General features: G+C 29.9%; 17 protein-coding genes. 4 read left to right on the top strand and 13 right to left on the bottom strand.

Annotated features, from left to right (window positions below; all coding sequences use genetic code 11):
- The first annotated feature begins 137 nt into the window (after positions 1-137).
- Positions 138-764, top strand: coding sequence for a hypothetical protein (locus tag AANAER_RS08970; protein WP_129080942.1), 627 nt, complete (start codon positions 138-140; stop codon positions 762-764).
- Between the two features lie 33 nt (positions 765-797).
- Here the strand turns inward: AANAER_RS08970 and AANAER_RS08965 are convergent, their stop codons facing one another.
- The 7 genes from AANAER_RS08965 to AANAER_RS08935 form a co-directional block, all read right to left on the bottom strand.
- Positions 798-2165 (bottom strand): aspartate kinase, encoded by a 1368-nt coding sequence (locus tag AANAER_RS08965; protein WP_129080941.1) that lies wholly within the window; start codon positions 2163-2165, stop codon positions 798-800.
- 56 nt (positions 2166-2221) lie between these two features.
- Complete coding sequence (locus AANAER_RS08960; protein ID WP_129080940.1) at positions 2222-3109, bottom strand: phytanoyl-CoA dioxygenase family protein; 888 nt, start codon at positions 3107-3109, stop codon at positions 2222-2224.
- A gap of 10 nt (positions 3110-3119) precedes the next feature.
- Entirely contained in the window at positions 3120-3422 is a 303-nt protein-coding gene (locus AANAER_RS08955) for a hypothetical protein (protein ID WP_129080939.1), read from the bottom strand.
- Between the two features lie 2 nt (positions 3423-3424).
- Positions 3425-3817, bottom strand: coding sequence for an ectoine synthase (locus tag AANAER_RS08950; protein ID WP_044418399.1), 393 nt, complete (start codon positions 3815-3817; stop codon positions 3425-3427).
- Position 3818: 1 nt separating this feature from the next.
- A complete protein-coding gene (gene ectB, locus AANAER_RS08945) occupies positions 3819-5099 on the bottom strand; it encodes a diaminobutyrate--2-oxoglutarate transaminase (RefSeq protein ID WP_129080938.1) in 1281 nt (426 codons plus the stop codon).
- Complete coding sequence (ectA, locus tag AANAER_RS08940; protein ID WP_129080937.1) at positions 5096-5599, bottom strand: diaminobutyrate acetyltransferase; 504 nt, start codon at positions 5597-5599, stop codon at positions 5096-5098. The genes ectB and ectA overlap by 4 nt, the downstream gene beginning before the upstream one ends.
- Positions 5600-5844: 245 nt before the next feature.
- Positions 5845-6492 (bottom strand): response regulator transcription factor, encoded by a 648-nt coding sequence (locus tag AANAER_RS08935; RefSeq protein WP_044418404.1) that lies wholly within the window; start codon positions 6490-6492, stop codon positions 5845-5847.
- A gap of 195 nt (positions 6493-6687) precedes the next feature.
- On the opposite strand from AANAER_RS08935, the gene AANAER_RS08930 reads away from it, so the two are divergent.
- Complete coding sequence (locus tag AANAER_RS08930) at positions 6688-7026, top strand: MerR family transcriptional regulator (protein WP_044418406.1); 339 nt, start codon at positions 6688-6690, stop codon at positions 7024-7026.
- Between the two features lie 4 nt (positions 7027-7030).
- Here the strand turns inward: AANAER_RS08930 and AANAER_RS08925 are convergent, their stop codons facing one another.
- Together AANAER_RS08925 and AANAER_RS08920 are read right to left on the bottom strand one after the other, a co-directional pair.
- The gene (locus AANAER_RS08925) at positions 7031-7507 is read right to left on the bottom strand and encodes a HugZ family pyridoxamine 5'-phosphate oxidase (RefSeq protein WP_044418407.1); all 477 of its coding nucleotides are present in this window, start codon (positions 7505-7507) and stop codon (positions 7031-7033) included.
- Positions 7508-7567: 60 nt separating this feature from the next.
- On the bottom strand, positions 7568-8620 hold the full coding sequence (locus tag AANAER_RS08920) for a hemolysin family protein (protein ID WP_084593284.1): 1053 nt from the start codon (positions 8618-8620) through the stop codon (positions 7568-7570).
- A 171-nt stretch (positions 8621-8791) separates the two neighbouring features.
- Here AANAER_RS08920 and AANAER_RS08915 point away from each other — a divergent pair, with 171 nt between their 5' ends.
- Positions 8792-9193 (top strand): hypothetical protein, encoded by a 402-nt coding sequence (locus AANAER_RS08915; protein ID WP_044418409.1) that lies wholly within the window; start codon positions 8792-8794, stop codon positions 9191-9193.
- Here the strand turns inward: AANAER_RS08915 and AANAER_RS08910 are convergent.
- Both AANAER_RS08910 and uvrA read right to left on the bottom strand, forming a co-directional pair.
- A complete protein-coding gene (locus AANAER_RS08910; RefSeq protein ID WP_044418411.1) occupies positions 9190-9510 on the bottom strand; it encodes a DUF309 domain-containing protein in 321 nt (106 codons plus the stop codon). The two genes, AANAER_RS08915 and AANAER_RS08910, sit on opposite strands and share 4 nt — an antisense overlap.
- Positions 9507-12323, bottom strand: a complete 2817-nt coding sequence (gene uvrA / locus AANAER_RS08905) for an excinuclease ABC subunit UvrA (RefSeq protein WP_129080936.1) — start codon at positions 12321-12323, stop codon at positions 9507-9509. The genes AANAER_RS08910 and uvrA overlap by 4 nt, the downstream gene beginning before the upstream one ends.
- A 197-nt stretch (positions 12324-12520) precedes the next feature.
- Between uvrA and acnA the strand changes: the two genes are divergently transcribed.
- Positions 12521-15031 (top strand): aconitate hydratase AcnA, encoded by a 2511-nt coding sequence (gene acnA / locus AANAER_RS08900; protein WP_129080935.1) that lies wholly within the window; start codon positions 12521-12523, stop codon positions 15029-15031.
- Here acnA and AANAER_RS08895 read toward each other — a convergent pair.
- Together AANAER_RS08895 and cysE are read right to left on the bottom strand one after the other, a co-directional pair.
- Complete coding sequence (locus AANAER_RS08895) at positions 15026-15763, bottom strand: sulfite exporter TauE/SafE family protein (RefSeq protein ID WP_129080934.1); 738 nt, start codon at positions 15761-15763, stop codon at positions 15026-15028. The two genes, acnA and AANAER_RS08895, sit on opposite strands and share 6 nt — an antisense overlap.
- Positions 15764-16528, bottom strand: coding sequence for a serine O-acetyltransferase (gene cysE / locus AANAER_RS08890; protein ID WP_129080933.1), 765 nt, complete (start codon positions 16526-16528; stop codon positions 15764-15766).
- Position 16529: the final 1 nt, after the last annotated feature.

Here is a 16529-nt window from a genome sequence, read left to right as displayed (position 1 = left end):
AATTTTTTAGATTATAGTAAATTATTGTAAAAGTTATATAAAATGAATTTTAAGATACCTTAAAAATAAATTAAATTTAAGAAAAAATTAAGAAATGTGTTACTATAATAAGAGTATAAATTATTTAAGGATCTGTCATGAATGGCATAGATACAAAAAATTACTATGATGCTTACCAAGCAAATAGTTTAATAAAAGAGAAAAGCAGTGCAAGTGTGCCGACTTCAGATAAAGAAGATGATACTTCTTCTGTGCATAAAATGCACAATTCTGCCGTAAATGTCTCTATTTCAATGCAGAGTCTAAAAGTATATTTAAATATAAAAAGTGCAGAGTTTAATCAAGACAATATCTCTTCGCAAAACTCCTTATTAAATATAGTTAACAATAGGGAAATTTATGATTTTCTTTCAGGAAAAGAGACACAAAACGGATTTAGTCTCTCTTCAATAGGATATGAAGGAAAACCTATTACGGAACTTAGTTCAAATGAGGCAAAAGATTTAGTCTCTGATGAAGGTTTTTTCGGAGTAACACAAACTTCTGATAGAGTCAGTTCTTTTGTAATCTCTTTAGCAGGTGATGACGTAGAAGCATTAAAAGAGGTAAGAGAAGGTGTAGTAAAAGGTTTTGAAGAGGCTGAAAAAATGTGGGGAGGGAAACTTCCTGATATCTCTTATAAAACCCAGGAAAGAACACTTTCTATTATTGATGAAAAAATTGCACAGTTATCACAAACAGATTTAGAAAAAGAGACAGAGTAGGGATTTAAAAAGAGTTAGAAACTTTTAAAAGGTCTAACTCTTTATTAACTTTTCATATAGTGTTCTAAGTGCAGCATCTGCTATATTTTGTGTAACTCCTATATGAAAAGATACTTTTGAGGGGCTCATATCCAGCATCTCAAAACTTATATTGTTGTTTTTTAGAGCATTTATTGCATCAACAAGAGCAAAAGCATTCTCTTTTAGTCCTATTCCTACTAAAGTGATTATTGAAAGATGATAAGTTACCGTTATTTGGTTGGTTTGTAATCTTTTTTCTATTTGTCTTCTTAAATTATTTATTTTTCCTTTTAAATCTTCTTGATCGACTAAAATTGCAATATCATCTTTATCTGTGGGATAATGATAGGTATTTACATTGTATTCTCCGAATATTTTTAAAAGTTCGGCTGTAAATCCTATTTCATCACCTAACATATTTTTTTGTATATGAATTGAAGCCATATTGTCAAGTTTTGCAATACCTACTAAATCTTCCATAGGAACTCTTTCATCTAAAATCATTGTTCCTTTATGGCTTGGGTTATTTGTATTTCTTATATTAATAGGTATTTTGCTTTTTTTACAGTTTAACATTGCATTAAAATGAAAGACGTTAAAACCTTTTGAACTAAGAAGTCTTATCTCTTTGAATGTTAATCTTGGAATCACGTTTGCATCATCTATTATTCTTGGGTCAACTTCATAAACTCCGTTTGTATCTGTCCAGTTTTCGTACATATCGGCATCCAAAGCATAAGCTATTTCTCCTCCTGTTAAATCTGAACCGCCTCTACTCATAACTGCAATTTCATCGCTATTGGTAACTCCGTAGAATCCCGGAACTACATATATTTCATCATTCTCAAAAGTAAAATTTTTTTCTATATTTTTATAAGTCTCTTTTTTTATTTTTCCGTCACAATAATTTTCGGAGAGAATGAATTTAAAATCTTCTGGAAGTTTTAATTGTGCATTTAAATTACTTTTTTTAAAAAATGCCGATATTATTTTTGCATTATAGTGTTCACCTCTGGATAAGAAAAAAGCATCTCTTTTATCTTCTTTTAGAGTTTTATTATTTAAATCTTTTTTCAAATCTTCAAGTAGAGTTTTTTTCTCAATATTAAGATTGTCGCAGAGTTTTTCAAATTTTTCTATTATTACATTTGAACTTTGTTTTGCTGTTATTGAAATTTTTTGTTCATAAAAATGATTTCCTTGCGTAGCTAAATTTAGAAGATGATCCGTAATTTTTTCATTGTATCTTTCGTCCCTTCCGGGAGCTGAGACTACAATTACTCTTCTTTTTTTATCTTCTTTTACTATATTCAGCACTTTTTCTATTTGAAAGGAGTCTTTTACCGAACTTCCTCCAAATTTACATACTTTGATATTCATTTATTTCCTTTGTTAGCTTTTTTCTAACTTTTTTGATGGGGTATTTAATTTTTAAATTATTCACTTTTTAACGGTGTAAAATCTTTTAGACATAAAAAATCGGCTCTTGATGTTTTTGCCGCAAAAGGTTTTGCAGGTTTATTTTCTATTGAGTTATAAACAAAAAAAGCGTTAGTTCTACTATATGGAGAGATATTATCAGGGCTTCCGTGCATTGTATTTCCGTCATGTATTACAAGAGTTCCCGCTTTACCGTAAACTCCTACTAATTGAGAATCTTTTGTAAACTCTTTTATTGCATTTACGCTAGGAACGCCGTACTCTTGTTTTTTTAATGATTTTTTATAGTTATTTTGGGGCGTTTTCCCTTTACAAGATACATATTTTTTATGACTTTTTGGTATTACATACAAAGGACCGTTAAATTCTGTATTATCAGTTAGCATAATCCAAGCAGTCAGACATCTGCATCTAGGTAGTCCGTCTTCACAATGCCAAGTTTCAAAATCACTGTGCCAGGGGAAAGATTTTCCTTTATATGCAGGTTTTATATTTATTCTGCTGTGATGTATATATACGTCGCTTCCTAAAAGTTGTTTTACTTTGTCTAAAACTCTAGGCTCTTTTGATATTTTGTCAAAGAGTGTGCTAAAAAGATGTTGATTGAATATTGTTCTGATCTTATTACTATCAGGTTCTTGGATAAACTCTTCATTTTTTGCTAGTTGGGTATTGCTTGCCATATATTCAAGCTCTTTTAACATCTCTTTTGTCTCTTCTTGAGTAAAAAGATTAGGAAAGACAATAAATCCTCTCTCTTCATACTCTTTTCTGGATATATTATCCAATGAGTATTCTCCTGCTGAAATACTGCTGTACACAGTTTTGTCTACTCTGTTAATAATTTCTTCTTTTTCACCTCTTGACGGGTAGAAATCTTGCATTTTCTCTCCTTTAGATATCAATTTTTTTAAATAGTTTATTGTTTTTGTATATCTCTATTTCTTTATTCCTTAAAATTATTTTATCTATAATATAAACTTGGATTTCTTCTTTTTTCTTAAAAAAGAGCTGAGCTGATTTTTTAGCTATTTGACCGGAAGAATCATCGCTTAGCTCCAAAATAAGAGAGTTATCATTCAAAATAATCTTTTGATTGATAATCTTGAACTTTTTGAAAACATGCATATATTTAATAAATTCAAGTTTCTCTTCTCTTGTTGTTAATAAATAGTTACCAATATATACATATTTCATATTTAATCTTCTAAAGGATAAACCCCGTTTTCATTATGGTTTTCAGTTCCTTTAAGAGGTGGATTGAATACACAAATTAGTCTCATATCTTCACTTCCTCCATATAAATTGTGGTCATCATGTTCATTTAAAGCATACATAACTCCGTCATATATTTCATGCACTTTTCCTGTTTTCAGATCTTCAATTTTCCCGTTTCCTTCTACACAATATACGGCTTCAAAATGGTTTTGATAGTGAATATGTGTTTTTGTATTTGCTTTAATAATTGTTTCATGGAAAGAAAATCCCATACCGTCATCTTTTAGAAGCATTCTTCTGCTGCTCCATTGTCCTTTTTTTGCATGTACCTCTTTTTGTGTTCCTATAATATCTTTAATATCTCTTACTATCATTTTAAAACTCCTGTGTTAATTTTTCTTTTTTATCTTTAAATAGTTTATCTACTGCATTTTCAAATCTTTGTAAGCCTTCATTCAAAAGATCTTCACTAATTGTTAAAGGCGGCAAAAATTTTACTACTTGATTCTGGCTACCGCAAGTTTCACAAATAAGATTCTCTTTAAAAGCATATTCCGAAATTTCTGAAGCAATTGATTTATCCTCTTTTACTTCAAAACCGTAAGCTAATCCTCTACCTCTTACATCTATTGTATATTCATCTTCATATTTTTTTGCAATCTCTTGAAGTTTCTCTTTTAATATTTTTTCTTTGTAGAATACTGCATTTGAAAGATCGTCGCTTTGCCAATAGTTTTCCAAGCAGACTTTAGATGCAACAAAAGCTAAGTTATTACCTCTAAATGTTCCTGTATGTTCTCCCTGTTTCCATTGGTCTAATTCAGGTCTAAATAGCAGAAGTGCCATAGGAAGACCTCCTCCTATTGATTTAGAAAGGGTTACCATATCAGGATTTATTCCCGCAAATTCAAAAGAGAAAAACTCGCCTGTTCGTCCGTTACCTACTTGAATATCATCTACAATAAGTAAAATATCAAACTCTTTACAAATAGTTTCAAGCTCTTGTAACCACTCTTTTGATACTACGTTTATTCCTCCTTCTCCTTGTATAGTTTCAAGAATAACCGCAGCAGGTAAATCAACTCCGCTACTGCCGTCTTCTAAAAACTTTCTAAAATATTCCAAAGTATTAACTTCTCCGAAATATCCGTCATAAGGCATAAAGGTTGCATTGCATCTGCTAATATAACTTTCATCTCTATACTCATTATTCCCTGTAACTGCAAGGGCTCCTTGTGATAAACCGTGGTAACCGTTTGTAAAAGCTACAATATTGCTTCGTCCTTTAATCAGTCTTGCGAGTTTTAATGCCGTTTCAACTACGTTTGCACCTGTAGGTCCCGTAAATTGAAGTTTATATTCAAGATTTCTTGGTTTTAAAATCAGTTCGTCAAAAGTTTGGATAAACTCTTTTTTTGCTGTTGTTGCCATATCCAATCCGTGAACCACACCGTCTTTTTTTAGATATTCCATTAATGCTTCTTGAACATGTTCATTATTATGCCCGTAGTTTAAAGTTCCTGCTCCTGCAAAAAAATCAATAAACTCTTCACCTTGTTCATCCGTTAATATTGCACCTTTTGATTTTTCAAAAATTGTCGGAAAACTTCTAATATATCCTCTAACTTCAGATTCTAAATTTTCAAAAATTCTCATTTTTCTCCCTTTCTTTTTATAGGACCGATTTCATAAAGATTTTCCTCTTCATGCTGGTCAACAAAATCCTCTTTTTCAAAAAACTGTTTGCTTTTAATCTCTGTTTTTAGATATTTTGCTAGTTTTGTAAACATTTTTATAGAAGATTTATTACTTGGTGAAACTGTAGTATGTATGTACTTTATGTCACTATTTATTTTTCTTTTTAGAGTATTTGCAATCAATTTTGCAGCTAAGCCCATTCCTCTAAAATTTTCATCGATAGCAACTTGCCAAACAAAAAGAGTATCAGGTTTATTTGGCAATCTATACCCTGAAACAAAACCTACAATATTTTCTTCACAAAGTGCGATTGAACAAGACTCCTTAAAATGGGTTGTTTGTAATAAATAAAGATATTCCGAGTTTAAGTCTAAGATTTTTGTATCTTCGACTAACTTATATATCTTTTTTGCAAACTCCTTTTTCGGTTTACGAATATATATCTTTTTTTCAGACAAATGTTATTCCTTTTTACATTTATTATGTAAATAATTTACAGTTAAAATGTTAAATATTTACATAAAATTTGTATCAATATAACAAATAAAACTTTAATTATTCTTAATTTAAATGTAAAAAAGTTTTTAATATAGTGAAAATTGAATAATATGAGAGAAACAAGTAGTCTGTTTTGACTGGAATTTTTATTGGAATATTGATTTTATAAAGAGTAGAAGAGAGAGTTTCTCTTCTTTTTTGAAATTTAGATTATTTGATAACCTCTGTGCCGTACTGTGTTTATGAAATTATCTTCAAAAGTATTTTGTATACCTTTTCTTATGATATTGATATTAACTTCTACGACATTTCTTACAACCCATTCAGGATCATCCCATAAAACATCGAGAAGTTCTTCTTTTGATATTGCAGATCTGTGTCTGTTTTTTATTAAATACTCTAAAATACTAAAAGGTTTTCCGTTTATAACAAGTTTGTTATTGTTTTTGTCAGAGATTGATCTCTCTTCTTTATTTATAAGATATTTATCTTTAAAAGTATATTGATTTTCAAAATTTTCTCTATGAATTGATTTCATTTTTGCTAAAAGCAATTCGTTTGAAACAGGACCTTTTAATACATCTATCGCACCTTTTTTCAGCAGTTCTATTTCCTCTTCTTTACTAATATTATCTACTAAAAAAATGGCAGCAGTCTGTCTTGGGTTTATATGTTTTAAAATCTCTTTGAGATATTTTATGTTGTTATGTTTAATCAAAATTAAATTATAATACCTAACTTCACTATGGTAGATGGCATCATCTATTTCGGTGACGGCATCACATATATATAGTTCATTGTCTATAATATAATCTAAAATTTCGCTGTTTATATCTAATGATAAAAGACGCATTTACTAATTAAAACCTTTATAATGAGAATTTTATATCAAGTTAGAGGAATAGATTTAACATCAAAAAGTGTAAAATCTATATAAATGATGTATACTTATATCATAAAATTCTTATAAAAATCTTATTTAGCTGTAAAAATTTGATTTAATTAATAAAAAATTTAATATAATTACGAAAAAAAAAGGAATTGTATTTTGGCTTTATTAGATAATAACAAAGATGTGTTGCCATTAAGCAGTATAGCAGAACTACTTACTGCAAAAGTTAGAACTTTGAAAATGTATGAAGAAAAAGGACTTTTGCCTCACAAAAAAGAACTTAAAAAACTATACTCTATAAATGATGTAAATATTATCTCTTTTGTTCACTATTTAGCAAGTGTAAAAAAAATAAATGCAAACGGAATTAAATATATTTTGGAAATGTTAGAGAGCAATATGGATGAAAAAAATAAAAAAGAGTTTTTAGATATTGTAGAAAAGAAGTTGGAAAAACTTTCAGGAGTTGAAGTAAAAGATGTAGAAGTAATCTAATCTTTTACTTTGAATGACCTTTTAAATTTTCCCGTTCAATTAATTGATCAAATTTTTCACCGCCTATATTATAAGCCTCCCCGAAACCAAATACTGCTTCACCGTAAAAAGGTATAAATTCAAAAAATGCAAAGTCTTTCATACTTTTTAAAACTTTCATAGTTGAGCCGTGCTTATTTTCAAAGAGTTCTACTAACTGTTCAAACTCTTTTGTATCTCTTGGAATTATTTCCGAATTACATTGTAAAACTACTCTTTTTCTTCTAAAAATATTTTCACAATATGTTTCATCTTCTACAAAAAAAAGTGAGACTTTTTTATTTTTCTTTAAGTTTTTAAAGTGTTTTGCCATTGAACTTATATAGATATAATATTTATCATCTTTTTTTATAAAGGGAGCATAACTTGTAAAAGGATTGTTATTTTCATCGAGTGTTGAGAGGACAGTACTTTTAAAAGTATCTAAAAATTTTTTTAACATTTGGTATATTCTCCTGTTTATTTGAACAAAAGATTATACCAAAATAGTAAGAATAGCAGATTAAGGCTTTTGATTTACCGCTCTTTCTCTTCTTTTAGCTTTCATTTTATTTAAAGCTAATCTTCTCATATCGGCTGTTGTATCTGATTCATCCATAATTTCCAAACCAAGAAGAGTTTCAATACAATCTTCCAAAGTAATAATCCCTTCGGTTTGGTCATAATTATCAAGAACAATAATCATATGCTCTTTTTTCTGAATAAATTTATTTAAAGCTTTTGCAACAGGGATATTTTCATTTAGTGTAAGTACCGGTTTCATTATAGATTCCAGTGTTGCATTTTTATCTCTGATTGCCTGTTTAAATAGTTTCTTTGTTAGAACTACACCCACAATGTTATCTATCGTGTCGTCATATATAGGTACTCTTGAAAATTTATATGTTCTTTTATCATCAAGAATATCTTTTATCGCAGTATTTCTTTCAACTGCATACATAACTGATCTAGGAGTTAAAATATCTTTTATTTTTATTTCATGTAAAGTAAGAGTATTTTCAATAATATCTGATTCTAAATCTCCTATTACTCCTTCTTCTTCACTAAGTAAAGTTGTATGAATCAACTCTTCTCTTGACAAAGAATCTGAATTCTCTTTTCCTTTTATCTTTTTTGTCACAAATTGAGTGATAAGAATTATAGGATAAGTAAAAAAAACAAATACTCTTATAACTCTAGCAGAGATTGAAGATAATTGTTTCCAATATACAGCACCGATTGTTTTTGGAATAATTTCTGCAAAAAACAGTATTGCAAAAGTAAGAACTATTGAGACAATCATTACTAATGTTTTGTCACCTTCAAAAACATTTTGTGCTTGTACTCCAATAGCAGTTGCACCTAATGTGTTTGCAATAGTATTTAAAATAAGAATTGAAGCTATAGACTTATCTATATCCATTTTTAACTTTTTAAGAAGTTTTCCTGTTGCTGGATCTTTTTCTTCAAGTACGGATATAAAAGTATAATTTGTCGATAGAATTACTGATTCTAACACGGAACATAAGAACGATGTGCCTATTACAAGGATAAATAGAAATATTAGAAATTCCATTTTCTATCCTTCTTCTCTAAATTGCACCTCTGGGAACTATCTTCCAATAATACTCCTTTAAAAAAAATTTATAGCTAATAATATCAAAAAATATATAAAAGTTGATTTTTTTTTGACAAAAAATTAAAAAATTTTGTATAATTAGTTTATATATTGTAGAAGGAGGTTATTATGGAATATGGACTAGTACCTACAATTAACCAGTATGCTGAAAATAATGAGATATTGATTCAACAAGTACAACCTTCTAATGCGATTGCAAAACTTAGTAACGGCAATGAAGCAAAACAGATACAAAGGGATAATTTTTTAAAAGGAGTAGAACAAACTTCCGAAGATAAAAGTTCCGAAGTCTCTGAAACTAAAGAGGTTTCTAGCAGTAAAGTTTCGCAATATCAAGAAGTTGTATTGACAAATTTGAATTTTGGTTTTAATAACTCTTCAAGAGATTTTTATGTAAAAGCTATAAGAGGTGAGTCTGAAAGTCAATATCCTACAGATGAAATGATGAAATTAAAAGCCTACTATTTAGAGCAAGAGCAGGCTCAAAGAGCTGCTGATTTAAAAAGTTAGTTTTTATACACTTTTTTGTTTATTTCCAAAAGTAGTTCTTTGGCTTCATGAAATTTATTTATATTTTCTAAATTAGCTTCACTAATGTAGTGCTTATATTTTTCAAAAACTTTCCATACTTTTTCATAACTTTTAGGTCTTTTTTTTATGAAAAAAAGAGCATGTGCCGTAGCTCCATTTATCAAACCTTGTATTGCTTTTTCTTCTACTTTTTGCCCTTTTTTTCTATAAAATCGCCAATCTTCTTCTAAAAGTTCATGGGCTTCTACAAATCTTTGTTCTTTTAAAGCTTGAATAAATTTTTCGATTTGTGTCATTTTGAATTTATCTCTTTATCTAAATAAAATCCCGTATAGGAACCTGTTTTTTTATGCTCTTTCGCTAACTTTTCAGGAGTTCCTTGTGCTATTACTTTCCCTCCTTTACTTCCGCCTTCAGGGCCTATATCTATAATCCAATCGGAATTTTTGATTATATCAAGGTTATGTTCTATTACAAGAACAGAGTTTCCTACTTTTACTAAATGGTGAAGTACTTTTGTTAATCTATCAACATCAGCAAAATGCAGACCTGTTGTAGGCTCATCTAAAACATAAAGAGTATTTCCCGTATCTTTTTTACTTAACTCTTTACTTAGTTTTATTCTTTGGGCTTCTCCTCCTGAAAGAGTAACGGCATTTTGTCCTAAAGTTATATATCCAAGTCCTACATCTGAAAGGGTTTGAAGTTTAGCTTTGATCTTAGGAACTTTTGTAAAGAACTCTAAAGCTTCATCTACACTCATATTAAGAACATCAGAGATATTTTTACCTTTGTATAAAATCTCCAAAGTTTGTGCGTTATATCTTCTTCCTTGGCAGTCATCACATTTAACCATAATATCGGGTAAAAAGTGCATCTCAATTTTTATTTCACCTTCTCCTTGGCATTTTTCGCATCTTCCGCCTTTTACATTAAAGGAGAAACGTCCTACTTTATATCCTCTAAGCTGAGCCTCTTTTGTTTTAGAAAACAGAGTTCTGATTTCATCCATCAATCCCGTATATGTTGCCGGGTTACTTCTAGGAGTTCTACCTATAGGACTTTGGTCAAGATAGATAACTTTGTCAAGTTTTTCCAAACCTTCTATGCTGACTCCGTCAACTTTTTTAACTCTTTTTGCATGATTTAAAAGTTCTTTTGCCACAGGAAGAAGCGTTTGTAAAATAAGTGAAGATTTACCGCTTCCCGATACACCTGTAATTGATACTAAATTTTTAAGAGGAATTTTTACATCCAAGTTTTTAATATTGTTTATGTTTACGTTTTTTATCTCTATAAACTCTTTTTGAGGTCGGTTATGAACATAATTTATCTCTTTTTCTCCGTTTAGGTATTGTGCAGTAAGAGTTTTTGCTTTGTTCATCTGCTCCAATGTTCCCGCAAAAACGACTTCTCCTCCGTATTTACCTGCTTTAGGACCAATATCGACTATAAAATCCGCTGCTTTGATTGTCTCTTTATCATGTTCTACGACAATTACGGTATTACCTTTTTCTTGAAGAGCTTTCAATGTTTTTATAAGTTTATTTGTATCTCTTTCATGAAGACCTATTGAGGGTTCGTCAAGTACATACATAACTCCTGTCAAACCTGAACCTATTTGTGAAGCGACTCTGATTCTTTGAGCTTCTCCACCGCTTATTGTTCTTGCATCTCTTCCTAATGTGATATAACCCAAACCTACATCATCTAAAAAGAAGATTCTTTCTCTAATCTCTTTTAAGATTGGAGCTGAAATCATTTGGTTTTGTTCGTTTAAATATTCAAAGTTTTTTTCATCTTGGAAAAAAGCATGGGCATCTTCTATTGGTTGATTTATAATATCAGATATGGTTTTACCTGCAACAAAAACACTTAAAGATGAAGGTTTTAATCTATTTCCGTGACAATCTGAACAGACTTTTTCTGTCATAAACTCTGCCATATCTTTTTCATCTTTTATCATATCATAGGCAATTTTTACGATACCTTCCCATTTTCTTGTAAGGTTATGTCTTTTCCATGTAAATTTTGCTTCTTCTACTCCACCGTGAAGTATTGCTTTTTGCTGATGGTCGGGTAACTCTTTAAAGGGTACGGTAATATCAATTCCTGCAGCATTACAATAGGCAATTAACATTTTAAAGTAGTATCCTTTGTTGAAGCCGTATATTATTTTTATAGCTCCGTCTTCAAGAGGTAACTCTTCATTTATCACTTTTTTCATATCCAAGGCATATCTAATTCCTAACCCGTCACATGAAGGGCAGGCACCTTTTGGTGAGTTAAATGAAAAAGAGAGAGGTTCAAGAGGTTCAAATGAAATTTTACAATCAAAACATGCCATATGTTCTGAGTAGTGTACATGTTTGTCGCAACCTAGCTCTTCGTAATTTAAGATTTCAACTTCAAGTTCTCCAAAACTCTCTTTTAAACCTTTTTCCACATCTTGGGCAATTCTGTCTCTATTCTCTTCTTTTACTACAACTCTGTCTATTACTACTTTGATTGTATGCATTTGAGTTTTTGCAAGAACTATATCTTCATCAAGTCTGACCATAACTCCGTCAATCATGGCTCTTACGTAACCTTTTCCTCTTAAACTCTCTAAAAGATCTGCAAAGGTTCCTTTTTTTCTATTTATAAGAGGAGCAAGAATTACGATTTTTGAGTTTTCAGGCAGAGACAGAACTTGTTCAATTACATCTGAAGCACTCATTTGAGAGATAGGTTTTCCACATTTGTGACAGTGCTGTTTTCCTACTCTTGCATAAAGAAGTCTTAAATAATCATAAACTTCGGTAATAGTTCCTACCGTTGATCTTGGGTTTTTAGATGTTGTTTTTTGGTCTATTGCAATTGCAGGTGTTAATCCTTCTATTCTTTCTACGTCGGGTTTTCCTACTTTGTCTAAAAATTGTCTTGCATAAGCAGATAAAGATTCTATATATCTTCTTTGTCCTTCTGCATATAAAGTGTCAAAAGCAAGAGTAGATTTTCCACTTCCGCTAAGTCCTGTAAAAATCACAAGTTTGTTTTTCGGTATCTCTAAATTTATATTTTTTAAATTATTCTCTTTTGCATTAAATATTTTAATTGTATTATTCATTCTTTGTCCATCTTAAATAAAGTAAGCTGGTATTATAAGATAGATTTGATAATAGTTAATTAAAGTATCTATACTGCTTTTATAAATAAAGATTACAAAAGTAAACAACGTAGACGTTATATTCTAAAAATAATTAATACTTAACCTATCATTTGCTATTTTATACAGTTAAAAATAATCAAAAAGGTTAGGGCACTTTGGATATAGTAAATAGTTTTGAAATAGAAGGAGAAAAATTCTATTTTTATGATATTAGCAAAGTAATTAAAGAGAATGAAAAATTACGAAGATTGCCTATTGTATTAAAGATACTTTTAGAAGCAAATTTAAGAAAAGCAAAAGATAATACAGAGTTTTCAAAGATAATAGATATTTTTGAAAACAGAAAAAATCAAAAAATCGGTTTTTATCCTTCACGAATGATAATGCAGGGATTTTCACACCTTAACTTTTTTATGGATTTAGCTTCCATGCGTGATTTTGCAAAAAAAGAAGCTCTTGAAGCTAATAAGATAAATCCTGAGATTTTAGTTGATATGATTATTGACGACTCTTTGGATATTGACGATAAAGATATTGTAAAAAAAGAGAATGAAAAAAATAAAGAGAGTTACGGCTTTGCCAAATGGGCAGAAAACAGTTTTTCCAATTTAAGAATTATTCCTCCTGGTTCGGGTATTTGTCATCAAATAAATTTAGAGTATTTATCTACAATTTTACATATAGAAAAAAAAGAGGATAAATTTTTTTTATATCCGGAAACTATTGTAGGAACGGATACAAATACTGCTATGATTAACTCTTTTGGAGTACTTGGATGGTCTGTAGATTCTATTAAAGCACAAGGAGTTATGCTGGGAAACGAACTTCTCTTAGCTTTGCCTAAAGTAATAGGAGTAAAAGTTTGCAAACAGTTAAAAGAGACGGTAACTTCTTGGGATATAGTTTCAGGTTTGGTAAAACTTTTAAAAGAGCAAAATGTTCAAAACTGTTTAGTAGAGTTTTACGGAGAAGGTTTAAAATATCTAACTTTGGAAAATAGGGCAGTTATTTCAAAATCGGCTTTTGAATATGAAGCAAAATGCTCTTTTTTTGCAGTTGACGATAAAACCATAAAATATTTTGACGAAACAAGAGAAAATGAAGATTACGGAGAGTTAATAGAGACATATTTAAAAAAACAGAATCTTTTTTATCAAAATGAGAATCTAGAATATGATAGAGTTATTGAATTTGATTTATCTAAACTCTGTGCAAACGTACTTTTTTTAAAAAAGCCTCAAGAGAGTATGGATATCGAAAGTTTGCAAAATTTTCCGAAGTTTAATAAAACAGAATCATTGGAGGATTCAGATATTGTAACCGCTTCTATTGTTTTATCAACTTTTTTAAAATCAAACTCTTATATTCTTGCTCATGCAGCATTAATTGCAAAAAAAGCAGTTGCTTTAGGACTAAAAGTAAACAGTAAAACAAAAGCCTCTTTAGTAATAGAGCCTTTTATAAAAGAGTATTTGGAAAAACTGGATTTTCTTAAATATTTTAAAGAGTTGGGATTTATCATAATTGATTATAAAAAAGATAATTCTATTTTTAATATTGAAAGCAGTATTGAAAAAGAGATTAAAAGCAATAATTTAAATCTATGTTCGGTAATCTCTTCTGATATACAAATAGAAGATATGTTAAATCCTTTGATAAAAAGTAACTATAAAATGTCGGCTTCTTTAGTGATTTTATACTCTTTAACGGGAAAAATAGATATTGATCTATTTAATAAAGAGATTTGTGCCGATACTTATTTAGCTGATTTATGGCCTAAATCTTATGAAGTTACCTCTCATCTTGGAAAGCTTGATAAAATTTTGTATAAAGATATATATAAAAATATTTTTAGAGGAGATGAGTTTTGGCAGAAATTGAAATTTGAAAATTCAAGTTTTTATAATTGGGATAAAGAGTCTACTTATATTCAAGCTTTAACGTTTAAAAAAGAGCCTGTTTTAGAAAAACTTGAAATACAAAAAGCTGGAATTTTGGCTATTTTCGGTGATAATATTTCAACAAAACAGATTTTTCCTTTGGGACAGATTTCTTTATATTCACCTGCTGCTAGATATTTGGAGAGTATGAAAGTAAAATCTTTTGAGTATGGAACTTTTGAAGATAGAAAACAAAATGCGGAAGTAATGACAAGAGGAGTTTTTGATAGTATTGATATTAAAAATTTAATGATTTCAAAAGAGGGCGGATATACAAAAGATTATGAAAATAATGAGATCGTATCCATTTATGACAAGGCATTAGCGTTTAAAAAACAAAATAGAGATTCCGTAATTTTTGCAGGAGAGAATTTTGCAAAAGGAGTCTCTTCTTATTGGGCTGCACGAAGTATCGGTGTTTTAGGAATAAAAGCAGTAATTGCAAAATCTTTTGATGAGGTATATAAAGAAGATTTGATAAGTTTCGGAGTTTTGCCTTTGGAGTTTGTTGAAGATGATATAAAAACTTTAAAATTAAAAGGAGACGAGAGTATAACAATTTCGGACAATCTTATAAAAGTTAACTCTATAGTAAAGGCAGAAATTCATAAAAACGGTATTAAAATAGAGATTGATTTAAAAACAAGATTGGATACGAAAAAAGAGCTTGAACTTTATAAAAACAGGGGAATATTAAACTCTTTTTTTGAAAAGAAAGGTTTATAAAACTGTTTTATAAACCATTATTCCTAATATTACAACATTCATAATCAGAATCGATTTTTTATAATTTTTAGCTCCTGTCAAATTTTTAGTTTTTATTCCGAAAAATACACCGATTAAAGAAGCAGTTCCTATAATCAAACCTTCATAAAAAGGCATTTGTCCTGAAAGAGACAAAGATATAAAACCTGCAACCGATGAAAAAATTACAAAAAACAAGCTAAGACTTGTTGCTATTTTTAAGGGATATCTCATAAAACTGACTAAAATAGGGATTAACATTATAGCTCCTCCCACACCGATACTCATTGCAATAACTCCTACAATAAAACCGACAGTTAAAAGTACAATTTTACTATGCTGTTTTACCTCTTCATTATGTTCAGCAGGAGATACGAATATTTTGACAATCGAGAAAATAATGATTATTATAAAAACATATTGTAAAAAAATATCAGAGACTAAAGCATGAACAAAACTATTTAAAAGTCCGCCAAGAGAGCCTCCTATACCTAAGGTTATTCCGTCTTTAAAAATATGTTTTGCTTTTTTTGAGTTTAGAAATGAACCGTATATAGAACTAAAAACCATTTGCATAATAGAGATTGCAATCGCTTCTTTCATTGCAAAACCGGCAGTAAATAAAATAGGAGTTAGAACAGTTCCTCCGCCTAAGCCGAAAAAGCCTGAAACAAATCCGGCTGTAAGTCCGAATAGTATAAGTTCTAAAGTCATCTAGTTTTTATCTGTTGCATTCATTGCGCTTATAAATCTCTTGTAAATACACTCCAAATCATGGTCCTGATTGCTTAAATCAATTCCATCATGATCTCTTACTGCATGTTCTAACAAAGCCACTCTTTTTAGAAGATATTCAAACATCTCTTTTGTTACATCCGGAAGATCCCCATGATTTAATCTTCCGTTTTTATCGTCTCTTTTGATTATTTTTGCAGGAACACCTACAGCAGTAGAATTTTTCGGTACATCACAAATTACTACTGAGTTTGCTCCTACTTTTCCATTTTTACCTATTGTAATATTTCCTAAGACTTTTGCGCCGCTTCCTATAACCGAGTTTGCTCTTATTGTAGGGTGTCTTTTACCTTTATTTAAACTAACACCTCCAAGAGTTACTCCTTGGTAGATTAAAACATCATCTTCAATAATAGCTGTTTGACCGATCACGACTCCTATGCCATGGTCTATAAATACTCTTCGTCCTATTGTTGCAGCGGGATGAATATCCATATGGCATAAAAATTGTGTAAGTCCCATAATCATTCTAGATAGTAGTTTAAAGCCTTTTTTATATAATCTATGGGCAACTCTGTGGTTAATTACCGCCCAAACACCCGGATAATTAAAAAAAAGTTCTATATTTGAATTAAGTGCAGGGTCATTTAATTTAGGAACGGAGAAATCCTCTTTTATTTGTTTCCAAAGTCCTAGTTTTTTGCTTTCTTCTTCTATTTTACTGATTATCTCTTCATCATTCATA

The sequence above is a fragment of the Halarcobacter anaerophilus genome, from assembly GCF_006459125.1.
In the GTDB taxonomy this organism is placed as follows: Bacteria; Campylobacterota; Campylobacteria; order Campylobacterales; family Arcobacteraceae; genus Halarcobacter; species Halarcobacter anaerophilus.
Note: the sequence above shows the minus strand (reverse complement) of the source record. Positions and strands in the feature narration are given on the sequence as shown.